The organism is Streptomyces ureilyticus, assembly GCF_011045025.1.
GTDB lineage: Bacteria > Actinomycetota > Actinomycetes > Streptomycetales > Streptomycetaceae > Streptomyces > Streptomyces ureilyticus.
Genome location: NZ_JAAKZX010000266.1, coordinates 1 through 11,054, shown reverse-complemented (window position 1 = coordinate 11,054; position 11,054 = coordinate 1). Strand labels below are relative to the sequence as shown.

The window sequence follows — 11,054 nt, the reverse complement described above, 5'->3', positions numbered from 1 at the left end:
GCCGAAGGCTCGGTCTACGCGGATCGCCGCGAGGCTCGGGGCGAAGCCCCGAGGATGGGATGGGTAGGGGCGGCGGGGGCGAACCACCGGTAGCCGCACCGTGGCGTCAGAGCCGCCCGATATCCCCGCGAGGCATCCGCGGCTGCCGCCGAGGCGGAGTGCGGCCGCTGAGCAAAATGAGCCGAGCCGCACGATGCCGCTGCCCGGCATAGGGCTCCAACAACGACAACATGACGGAGTCATCCGCATCCCGATCCCCCGCCAGCGCAAACCCCACAATCCCCGGCAGATGCAGATCCCCAACGGTCACCGAATCCGCCGCACCATGACTCCGCTGCACGGTCTCCGCCGAAGTCCAGGGCCCGATCCCGGACACAAGCTCAAGCCGAGCCTGCGCGGCAACCGGCTCGAACCCCACCGCCTCCTCCAACCGCCGAGCCACCCGAACCGCCCGCAGAACCGTAGACGCCCGCTTGTTGTCCACCCCGGCCCGATGCCACTCCCACGAGGGGATCAGGCCCCAGGTCCGCGGCTCCGGCATGACGTACATATGCCCGGGCGCGGGCCCGGGCGCCGGCACCCCGTACTTCCGTACGAGCAGCCGCCACGCCCGATACGCCTCCTCCGTCGTGACCTTCTGCTCGAGAATTGACGGAATCAACGACTCCATGACGAGCCCCGTACGCGTCAGCCGCAGCCCAGGCCGCCGATGCCGCGTGATCGCCACCAGCCGATGCCGAGGCTCGAAGGCTGAGGGATCGTCCAACTCCCCGAGCATCTGGGGAAGTTGCTCCAGCAGCCAGTCGGTTCCAGGGCCCCAGGCTTCGCCTACGGCCACCCCGCCCCGCATCGATACCCGCAAGGTCCCGGGCCCGGAGGGCGTACGGCTGGCCCGCCACACGGACCCGTCCGGCATCGCCCGGAACGTCGGATCGGCGGACCCACGCCGCAGTGGCCCGAGCACGAGCCCGAGATCGAGTGGCCCGGGCGGCGTCCAACTGCGCGTACGCCCGGGCGCCGCGGCCTGCCGGGGCACGCGCCCGGCGGCGGGGACATGCCCGCCGCGTACGGTCGTACGCGTGAGTCGGGGGTCGAAACGTCCGGCCACGGATGGGGTCCTAGGGGTATCGGGAGCGCGGGGCGCTGAGGCGCCTTAAGAGACTAGGCGCTCCGCTGGGAAAGCGGTTCGAAAACGGCGCGCCGTCCGCGACCGGCAGCCGCGACACCCTCAGCCGCCAGCCGCCAGCCGCCAGCCGCCAGCCGCCAGCCGCCAGCCGCCAGCCGCCAGCCGCGGACGCCGATCGCTCTTCCCGTCCCGCTCCAGGTCGCCTATCCAGGCGTCCTGCTTGGCGTCGAGAAGCCGCACGCCAGACACCGCACGCCGACCCCCAGCCGTCACCGCACCTCGATGAACGCCCCCGCCTCCCGCTCGGCCCGCGGCTTCGGATCCTCGGCCGCGTGCCCTACGGCAACCGCCCCCATCGGATCCCACCCTCCCGGCAGCCCGAGTACGTCCCGTACGACATCCCGGCAGAACATCGTCGACGACACCCACGCCGACCCCAGCCGCTCCCCGGCGAGCGCGACGAGGAAGTTCTGCACGGCGGCGCCCGCGGCGACCACGAACATCTCGCGCTCGGCCCCGTCCCGGCGCGCGTCGCCGTACGTGTGCGAGCCGTCCATGACGAGACAGGGCACGACGAGATACGGCGCCTTGCGCAGGACATCCCCTCGCCGTACGCGTTTGGCGATGGACTCCTCGCTCTTCCCGTCCTGCTCCAGGTCGGATATCCAGGCGTCCCGCATGGCGTCGAGAAGCCGCGTACGGGACTCCTCCGACTCCAGGAGGACGAACCGCCACGGCGTCGTGTGATGCGGCGCCGGCGCGGTCACGGCGGCGGCCACCGCACGGCGTACGGCCCCCGGATCGACGGGCTCGTCGGTGAAGGCCCGTACGGTACGCCGCTGGGTGACGGCCTCTCGTACGGCCTCGGAGGTGCCCAGCCGGAACATGTCGTCGCGCGCTCCGCGCACCATGGCCCGCGCCCCCTCGTCTTCATCGCTGCCAGTGCTGCCAGTGCTGCCAGTGCTGCCAGTGCTGCCAGTGATGACCGTGTGGGGCAGTCCGCGCACTACGGCGACGGGCAGCCCGTCGGCCTTGCCCTTGACCAGGTCGCCCGCGGCGGCGAGTTCGTCAGCTGTGGCGACGACGGTGGCACCGAGCGGGTTGCCGTACGCGTCGGTGCCGCCCCGGAGATCGTCGAGCACCCGGACACCGGCGGCCCCGATGGCGACATCGGTGAGCCCGGTACGCCACGGCCGCCCGAACGTGTCCGTGACGAGCACCCCGACGTCGACGCCCAGCGCGTCCCGCACCCCGTCCCGTATCGCCCGCGCGGACGCATCGGGGTTCTCGGGCAGCAACAGCACGGTCCCCGCAGGGGTGTTGGAGGCGTCGACCCCGGCCGCGGCCATCACAAGCCCCTGCCGGTTCTCGACAATCCGCAACGGCCCCCGCCGAGCCACCACCCGCACGGTCTCGGCATCGATGGCGGCTTCCCGGTCGTCGGCCTCGACGATCCGCCCTTCGGCCTTGGACACGATCTTCGAGGTGACGAGCAGTACGTCCCCGTCGAGCAGCCCCGGCTCGGCAGCGGCGATCAACTTGGCGAGATCGTCCCCCTCACGAATCTCGGGCAGCCCGGGAAGCGCCCAGACCCGATAACCGGGCACCGCACGCCCCGGACCTTCCCCGGCCGCGGCCAACTCCTGCGCATCCGGCCCCGAAACACCCCCGCCGCTCAAGCGCCACCCACCTCCTCCGCCAACGCCAGCGCCTCACGGGCCATCCGCGTCGCGGCCGCCAGATCGGTCATCAGGAGGGGTACGGCACGGCAGCGGATGCCGGCGGACTCCACGCGGTCCACGGCGGAGGCGTCGACCGTGTCGACGAGCCAGCCGTCGAGGAGCCCCGAGCCGTAGTGCTCGGCGACCGCAGCGGCTGTGGAGTCCACGCCGATGGCCGCGAGGACTTTGTCGGCCATGCCGCGCACGGGCGCGTCCCCGACGATGGGGGAGAGGCCCACAACGGGCACCCCCGCGTCGGCGATCGCCTCCCGTATGCCGGGCACGGCGAGGATCGTGCCGACGGACACGACGGGATTGGACGGCGGGAAGATCACCACGTCGGCCGAGGCGATCGCCTCGAGCACCCCGGGCGCCGGCTTCGCCTGGTCCGCGCCGACGGGCACCACTGCGTGCGCGTCGACGGAGGCCCGCAGCCGCACCCAGTACTCCTGGAAGTGAACGGCCTTGCGCTCGCCGTCCACCTCGACGGCCACATGTGTCTCGACGCGGTCGTCGGTCATGGGGATCAGCCGGACCCCCGGCTTCCAGCGGTCGCACAGCGCTTCCGTCACGGCGCTGAGCGGATAGCCGGCGCCCAGCATCTGCGTACGGACGATGTGCGTCGCGAAGTCCCGGTCGCCGAGCCCGAACCACTCGGGCCCCACTCCGTACGCCGCCAGCTCCTCCTTGAGATGGAAGGTCTCGTCGGCTCGCCCCCAGCCCTGATCTTCGTTGATGCCGCCGCCGAGCGTGTACATCACCGTGTCGAGGTCCGGGCAGACCTTCAGCCCGAAGAGATGGATGTCGTCCCCGGTGTTGCCGATGACGGTGACCTCCGCGTCCGGCACCGCCTGCCGCAGACCACGCAGAAACCGGGCACCGCCGATGCCGCCTGCCAGAACCACAATGCGCATGAGACTCAGTCTTGCAGGCGGGTACGACAACGCGTCAGCCGGTCGCCTCAGGCGGTGACGACATCCCCGTGCTCGTGGTCCCCGTGCTCCTGAGGGCGCGACGCGGCGCAGCGGGTCGCGTGCATCGGCATCTTGGTCAGCCCCGGGTAGTAGACGTGCAGGCTTACGGCCGGCTCGAGCGAGTCGTTGACCACTTCGTGGACGTACCCCGGCGCGAACACCTTTTGGGCGCCGACCTCCAACGCGCGGGTGCCGCGCTCCGTGCGCTCCGTCAGTGCGCCCTCCAGGACGGTGAACACGCCGGAGGACGGGCCGTGGTCGTGCAGCCCGCTGCCCTGCCCGGGCACCCAGGAGAGCAGCCACACTTCGTATCCGGGGCCGGTGCGCAGCCGGTGGTACCACCGGGACGTCGCGTCGTACTGGACGAGGTGCTCCCACTGGGAGCGGTCGGCGGCGATGGAGCGGGCCAGGCCGACGAATTCGGCCACGGTGGCCGGATGCTCGCGCGGCGCCTGGAGGAGGTGCGGGACTTCAAGGATGTCGCCGGCGATCTGAAGGTCGCTGTCGCTGTTCATGGAGTGCGGTGGTTCCTCGGCTGAAGAGGCCGGAAGGCCTGTGCTGGGAGATCTTGGAGGCGCCCTCGTCACGGGCGGAAGGGACCAGCGGCCAGGTACACGTGGTACCTGGCGGCAGCAGGAGCGCTGGGAAGGCTCAACAGCTGCGACAACAACAGCGACAGCTACAGCGAGCACGGGCAGCACCGAGGGACCCGGCGGTGCGGGTCGAGGTGAGCGCCAAGTTCGCGAGCATGCCCACAAGGACACCGGTTCACCCCTGCACTGTCAACTCGATGCCCGCTATGGCGGAGTATGCGCGAGATGTTTCACCCCATCCGGTTCCTCTGGGAGGTGAAAGGTTTGCTCTGGGGTCCGCCGGGACACATGGCGCAACAACCGGGCACGCAAACGTCGTTGCGATCCTGTGATCGGAATGTGATCCAGCTCGCTTCGAGCGTCGGCCGGAACTGAGATCGAACTCCCGGACGTCCTTCCCTGTACAGGTCCTGTGTGGGGCGGCACTCCCGGCCGGGTCTCTTCTTGCTGTCAGGGTTTATGCCGATTTGAACACTTTCCGCATGGCCTTGGTTCCGCAGAGTGAATAAGGGGCCCAATAGCAGATCTCGGCTTGACTCGCCCGGAGCAGCACACTTGTAATTTCACTCGTGTCGTTCAGCCGGAATCGGTAACGGCAGCATCACGGGGACGCGAGACGGACGAGGGGCGCACATGACCGAGCTGTTTCAGGAACTGCTGGTCGACGAGGCCGACGAGGAGCTCGGTTGGCAGGAGCGGGCGCTCTGCGCGCAGACCGACCCCGAATCCTTTTTCCCCGAGAAGGGCGGCTCCACCCGCGAGGCCAAGAAGGTCTGCCTCGCCTGCGAGGTCCGCTCCGAGTGCCTCGAGTACGCCCTCGCCAATGACGAACGCTTCGGCATCTGGGGCGGCCTGTCCGAGCGTGAACGGCGCCGCCTGAAGAAGGCCGCCGTATAGGAGATCGTCCAGCTCGTCCGGGAGATTTCGTACCGAACGGCCCGTCGCCGGTGGGTTATCCACAGGGGGCGGGCCGCAGTGTTGTCCAGCCGTTAGTGTGGGCCTCCGTCCGAGACACCCCAGTGCCCACACAGGGCGCAGGCGTCCACCGCAGTCCATCGAACCGGGGCCCGTACCTCGATGTCCGCGCACAGCCATCCGGCAGCTCAGTACGACTCTGCCGCCGCAGCGTTCGACCCGTCACGCCCGGCAGGTCTCGACCCGTCCCGCGCAGCTGCGTTCGACCCCTCCAGCCCGCCCGAGTTTCCGCGGCACGTGGTCACCGCCGTGCTGGTTTCGCACGACGGTGGCCGCTGGCTGCCCGACGCCCTCGCCGGGCTGCTCGGTCAGGAACGCCCGGTGCAGAACGCCGTGGCGGCCGACACCGGGAGCGCGGACGACTCCGCACGGCTGGTCACCGAAGCGCTCGGCGCCGACCGGGTGCTGCACCTCGCCCGGCGCACCGGCTTCGGCCAGGCCGTAGACGAGGCCGCCCGCACCGCCGGCGTGCTCACTCCGGACGATCTGCCGTACCTGAAGCGGCCCAGCGGCTGGGACCCGGTGACGCGGACCTGGCGCGACGACGCGTACGACATGCCGGAACTGCCGTACGGCGAGCCCGTCCAGTGGCTGTGGCTCCTGCACGACGACTGCGCCCCCGAGCCCGACACCCTGGCCCAGCTCCTCCGTGTCGTCGAGAACGAGCAGGAACTCGGCAAGGACGTCGCGATCATCGGCCCCAAACTCCGCGGCTGGTACGACCGACGGCAGCTCCTCGAGGTCGGCGTCACCATCGCCCACAGCGGCCGCCGCTGGACCGGCCTGGACCGGCGCGAACAGGACCAGGGCCAGCACGACCACGTACGGCCCGTGCTGTCCGTTTCCACGGCAGGCATGCTGATCCGCCGCGACGTCTTCGAGCAGCTCGGCGGCTTCGACCGGCGGCTGCCCCTGATGCGTGACGACGTCGACCTGTGCTGGCGCGCCCAGGCCGCGGGACACCGCGTCCTCGTCGCCCCCGAAGCGGTCGTACGCCATGCCGAGGCGGCCTCCCGCGAGCGGCGCACCGTCGACTGTGTGGGCCGTACGTCCGCCTCCCCGCACAAGGTCGACAAGGCCGGCGCCGTCTACACGCTGCTCGTCAACTCCCGCAGCGCCGTGCTGCCCTGGGTCCTGCTGCGGCTTGTGCTCGGCACCCTGCTGCGCACCGTCGCGTATCTCGTCGGCAAGGTCCCCGGACAGGCCGTCGACGAAATCCGGGGCCTTCTGGGGACGCTGCTGCGGCCCGAACGGATCATCGCCGGGCGGCGCAGGCGCGGTCGTCCACAGGTCGACAAGGGGGAGCTGCGCGCGCTGTTCCCGCCGCCGGGCGCGACCGTGCGGGCCACCATCGAGCAGGCCGCGGGCAACCTCGTGGGCAGCTCCGACCCCGAGCTGAACGCGGCCGGCCGGCACGGCGGCGCCGTCGAGTCCGGGCCCGGCGGTGATGACGCCGACTTCCTGGAGATCGAGCAGTTCGCCCGGCTCAAGCGCGTCGCCCGCAAGCCTGGGCCCGTGCTCTTCGTAGTGCTCCTCTTCGCCTCGCTCATCGCCTGCCGTGAACTGATCGGCGGCGGTGCGCTCGCGGGGGGCGCCCTCCTGCCCGCACCCTCCGACGCCTCCGCGCTCTGGTCGCGCTACCTGGACGGCTGGCACCCCGTCGGCGCCGGTGGCACCCATTCCGCGCCGCCCTATCTGGCGCTCGTCGCGCTGCTTGCCAGTGTGCTGTTCGGCTCCACCGGGCTCGCGGTCACCGTCCTGCTCGTCGGCTCTGTGCCGTTGGCCGGCTTCACCGCGTACTTCGCGTCCCGGCCGCTCGTCATGTCGCGGCTGCTGCGGGCCTGGGCGTCCATCGCGTACGCCTTCCTGCCCGCCGCCACCGGAGCGCTCGCGGGCGGTCGCATCGGCACCGCCGTCCTCGCCGTCCTCTTGCCCCTCATCGCGCGCGCGGGCATCGCGGCGAGCGGCTTCGCCTCGACGACGGCGCGCGGCAGTTGGCGTGCCACCTGGGCGTACGCGCTGCTGCTGACCCTTGCCACCGCCTTCACGCCGATCGTGTGGCCCATCGCCCTGGTGCTGGGCCTCGCGCTGCTGGCCGTGCGGCGGGGCGAAATCGTCGCCTATGGGCTCCGTTTCCTGGCGCAGCTCGGCACTCCGCTGCTGGTCCTGGCGCCCTGGTCGCTGTCACTGCTGCCCTTCGGCTTCTTCCAGGAGGCCGGTCTCGAGTTCGGCGAAGGGTCGGCGTCCGCGCTCGATCTCCTCGGCGGCAGCCCCGGCGGCCCCGGCACCGTCAGCGGGCTGATGCTCATCGGCATCGTGTGCGCCGCGCTGGCCGCCCTGCTGCGCGCAGAGCGTCAGTTGGGAATCTGGACGGCCTGGGCGGCTGCCCTTGTAGCGCTCGTGTTCGCCGTCCTGTCCAACAGTTCCGCCTGGGCCGGGCCCGCCACGCTCGTCTACGGCCTCGCCCTCCTCGCCGCCGCCGCGCTCGGCGCAGACGGGGCACGCTCGCGGGTGGCCGAGCAGAGCTTCGGCTGGCGGCAGCCGGTCGCCGCGCTCATCGCGTTCGCCGCCGCCGCGGGACCGCTACTCGTCGCCGCCGGGTGGATGATCGGCGGCGCCGACGGGCCCCTGGAGCGGCGCGACCCCGTCCAGGTGCCCGCGTTCGTCGCCGAGGAGAGCAACACCCGCGACCAGGCCCGCACCCTCGTCCTCGACACAGACTCGACCGCCCGGGTCGGCTACACGCTCGTACGCGGCTCCGGTGCCCGGCTCGGAGACGCCGAACTGGCCACCGCGGACGGCGAGAACAAGAGGCTCGACTCCGTCGTCGCCAACCTCGTCGCCGGTTCCGGAGCCGACCAGACCGATCAGCTCGGCGGATTCGCCGTGCGCTACGTGCTCGTGCACCAGGGAGCGCCCCGCGAGGTCAGCCGCGTCCTGGACGCCACGCCCGGACTGACCCGGCTGAGCCAGCAGGACGGCAGCGCCCTGTGGCGCGTGGAGCGGCAGGTCTCCCGCGCGGCCATCGTCCCCGCGTCCGGCGACCCGCGGCCGATCGCCGCCGGACCCGTCGAGGTGCACACCACGATCCCGTCCGGCGAGGCAGGGCGTGTACTGCGCCTCGCCGACACCGCCGACGAGGGCTGGACCGCCACCCTCGACGGCAAGCCGCTCACCAGGACCACGCTCGACGGCTGGGCGCAGGGCTTCGAACTGCCCGCCGGTGACGGCCGGCTGGACGTCACCTTCGAGCCGCCGGCGCTCCACACCGGTTGGCTGTGGGCCCAGGGCGCGCTCGCCGTCGTCCTCGTGGTGCTCGCCCTGCCCGGCCGTCGCCGAGACGTCGACGACGACCTCCCGGAAGAGCCGGTCGTCCCCGCCCAGCCTGTTTCCGGCGAGGGCCGCAGGGCCCGCCGACTGCGCGCCCAGGCCGAGGCCGAGGCCGAACAGGCAGCCCCGGACGAGCAGTTCACGCCGGACGCCCCGCCGCCTCCTCCGGAGGAGCAACCGGTCCCGGCCGCTGTCCCGCCGCAGCAGCCCTATAGCGGGTGGGAGACGACGGCGTACACGGGCACCGGCTCCGAATACGGCACGTACGGCGATCAGTACGAGAGCGCCCAGCAGTACCAGGCGGGCACCTATGGGCAGCAGCCGTACCAGACGGACCCGTACCAGGCAGGCCAGTACGACGCGTACGCGTACGGGTCGGGGACCCCGGCCTACGACCCGACGCAGCCGTACGCCCAGGGCTACGAAGCGCCGTACGACCCAGAGCAGCAGCCGCAGCAGCAGTCGCAGCCGCCGCACGGCACCGACCGTGAGCGCCCCGACGGGAGCCAGCAGTGAACCGCCCCACCGTGTCCCTGATCGCCGGCGTGGCCGCGCTCGCCGCCGTCGCCGGATTCGCCTCCCTCACCGAGCCGCAGGCCTCCGGCTCGGACACGACGGCGAAGACGGCCACCCAGATGCCCGTGGAGCGCACCAGCCTGCTCTGCCCGGGGCCCAGCGCCTCGGATGTCGCCGAGACCGCGTACACGTCGTTCACGCCCGTCACGGAGGGCGCCGAAGCAAAGGGCGAAGCCGAACTCGCCCCTGCGGGTGAGGAGTCGGTCGGTTCCGAAAACGGCGACAAGGAGAGTGGCAACAGCGGCAAGGGTGACAAGGAGGGGGCCAAGAAGCCCGTCCTGACGCCGAAGGAGCCCGGCAAGCCGGTCATCGGCGAGGCCTCGGGTGCGGACGCACCCGCGCTCATCGGCACCGCTGAGGGCGGCTTCGCCCCCGGCTGGACCGTCCAGCAGACCACCGCGGTCTCCGCCGGTACCGGTCGCGGCCTGCTCGGCGCCAACTGCACCGCTCCGGACACTGACTTCTGGTTCCCGGGCGCCAGTACGGCCGAGGAGCGCACCGACTACGTGCACCTCACCAACCCCGACGACTCCGCCGCCGTCGCCGACATCGAGCTGTACGGCAAGGATGGCAGGCTCAAGTCGGCTTCAGGGGAGGGCATTCAGGTCCAGCCGCACTCCACGGAGCCGGTGCTGCTTTCCACGCTGATCGACGCGCAGCAGAGCGACCTCACGGTGCACGTGAGCGTTCGCAGCGGGCGGGTCGCCGCCGCCGTCCAGGCCCTCGACGACAAGCTCGGCGGCGACTGGCTGGCCGCCTCTGCGGACCCGGCGGGCAGCCTCGTCCTGCCGGGCATTCCCAAGGACGCGACGTCCGTACGCCTGGTCGCCTTCACGCCCGGCGACCTGGACGCCGACCTGAAGGTGCAGCTGGCCTCGCGGTCCGGGCTGATCACGCCCGCGGGGAACGAGACGCTGCACGTGAAGGCCGGAATGACGGCCGCTGCCGACCTCGGCGACGTCACGCGTGGCGAGGCGGGCTCCCTGGTGCTGACGCCGACCGAGGAGGCCGTGCCGGTGGTGGCAGGGCTGCGGGTCGTGCGGGGCAAGGGCGCCAAGCAGGAGACGGCGTTCATCCCGGCCACCCGCCCGGTGGGCACGCGCGCGACGGCCGCCGACAACCGCTCCAAGGGCTCCACGCTTTCCGTGGTCGCCCCCACCGACGCCGCCGAGATCAAGGTCACGGCCTCCGCCGGGAGCGAGGGCGGCACGGCCGCGAGCAGGACGTACAAGGTCAAGGGCGGCACCACCCAGGACATCGAGGCGCCCGTTCCCAGCGGCCTCAAGGGCTCGTACGCGCTGACCGTCGAGCCCGTCTCCGGCGGCCCCGTCTACGCCGCGCGGACGCTGGAGGTCCCCGAGGGCGGCATACCGATGTTCACGGTCCAGACCCTGCCGGACGACCGGGGGATGGTGGCGGTGCCGGACGCGGAACAGGATCTCTCGGTGCTGCAGGAGCAGAAGTAGGGCCCACGCGCGCGTGCGCGGGGTTGGCGTGTCGGCCGCTACTTGCGCGTGGCGTCGTACGCGCCGCCCCTACGGATATCAGTCCTCGCCGTACCGGGGATCCACTGTCTCCGGAGTCAGCCCCAGCAGCTCGGCGACCTGTTCCACCACGACCTCGTGGACCAGGGCCGCGCGCTCGTCGCGTCCCTTGGTGCGGATCTCGACCGGACGGCGGTAGACGACGACGCGTCCGGGCCGGCCGTCGTGCGCCGCGATCGTGCCGCCCAGGGGTACCGCCTCGTCGCCCCAGTCCC

The 11,054-nt window shown here is 71.8% G+C and carries 9 protein-coding genes; 3 read left to right on the top strand and 6 right to left on the bottom strand.

Features of this window, described 5'->3' with window-relative positions; genetic code table 11:
- Positions 1-106: 106 nt before the first annotated feature.
- From G6048_RS42835 to G6048_RS42815, 5 genes are all read right to left on the bottom strand, one after another.
- Positions 107-1,108: a DNA-3-methyladenine glycosylase family protein gene (locus G6048_RS42835; protein WP_165345018.1), complete on the bottom strand. Its 1,002-nt coding sequence runs from the start codon at positions 1,106-1,108 to the stop codon at positions 107-109.
- A 120-nt stretch (positions 1,109-1,228) separates the two neighbouring features.
- Positions 1,229-1,366 (bottom strand): hypothetical protein, encoded by a 138-nt coding sequence (locus tag G6048_RS42830; RefSeq protein ID WP_165345017.1) that lies wholly within the window; start codon positions 1,364-1,366, stop codon positions 1,229-1,231.
- A 29-nt stretch (positions 1,367-1,395) separates the two neighbouring features.
- Entirely contained in the window at positions 1,396-2,766 is a 1,371-nt protein-coding gene (locus G6048_RS42825; RefSeq protein ID WP_206342829.1) for a coenzyme F420-0:L-glutamate ligase, read from the bottom strand.
- A gap of 35 nt (positions 2,767-2,801) precedes the next feature.
- Positions 2,802-3,761, bottom strand: a complete 960-nt coding sequence (gene cofD / locus G6048_RS42820; RefSeq protein WP_165345016.1) for a 2-phospho-L-lactate transferase — start codon at positions 3,759-3,761, stop codon at positions 2,802-2,804.
- A gap of 47 nt (positions 3,762-3,808) precedes the next feature.
- Entirely contained in the window at positions 3,809-4,336 is a 528-nt protein-coding gene (locus tag G6048_RS42815; RefSeq protein WP_165345015.1) for a cysteine dioxygenase, read from the bottom strand.
- Between the two features lie 711 nt (positions 4,337-5,047).
- Between G6048_RS42815 and G6048_RS42810 the strand changes: the two genes are divergently transcribed.
- From G6048_RS42810 to G6048_RS42800, 3 genes are all read left to right on the top strand, one after another.
- A complete protein-coding gene (locus G6048_RS42810; RefSeq protein ID WP_119102212.1) occupies positions 5,048-5,311 on the top strand; it encodes a WhiB family transcriptional regulator in 264 nt (87 codons plus the stop codon).
- A 180-nt stretch (positions 5,312-5,491) separates the two neighbouring features.
- Positions 5,492-9,235, top strand: coding sequence for a glycosyltransferase family 2 protein (locus G6048_RS42805; RefSeq protein ID WP_165345014.1), 3,744 nt, complete (start codon positions 5,492-5,494; stop codon positions 9,233-9,235).
- Positions 9,232-10,761, top strand: a complete 1,530-nt coding sequence (locus G6048_RS42800) for a DUF5719 family protein (protein ID WP_165345013.1) — start codon at positions 9,232-9,234, stop codon at positions 10,759-10,761. Before G6048_RS42805 ends, G6048_RS42800 begins: the two co-directional genes overlap by 4 nt.
- A gap of 78 nt (positions 10,762-10,839) precedes the next feature.
- Here G6048_RS42800 and G6048_RS42795 read toward each other — a convergent pair.
- Positions 10,840-11,054 (bottom strand): metallopeptidase family protein (locus tag G6048_RS42795; RefSeq protein WP_165345012.1); only part of this gene is annotated, 215 nt, incomplete at its 5' end.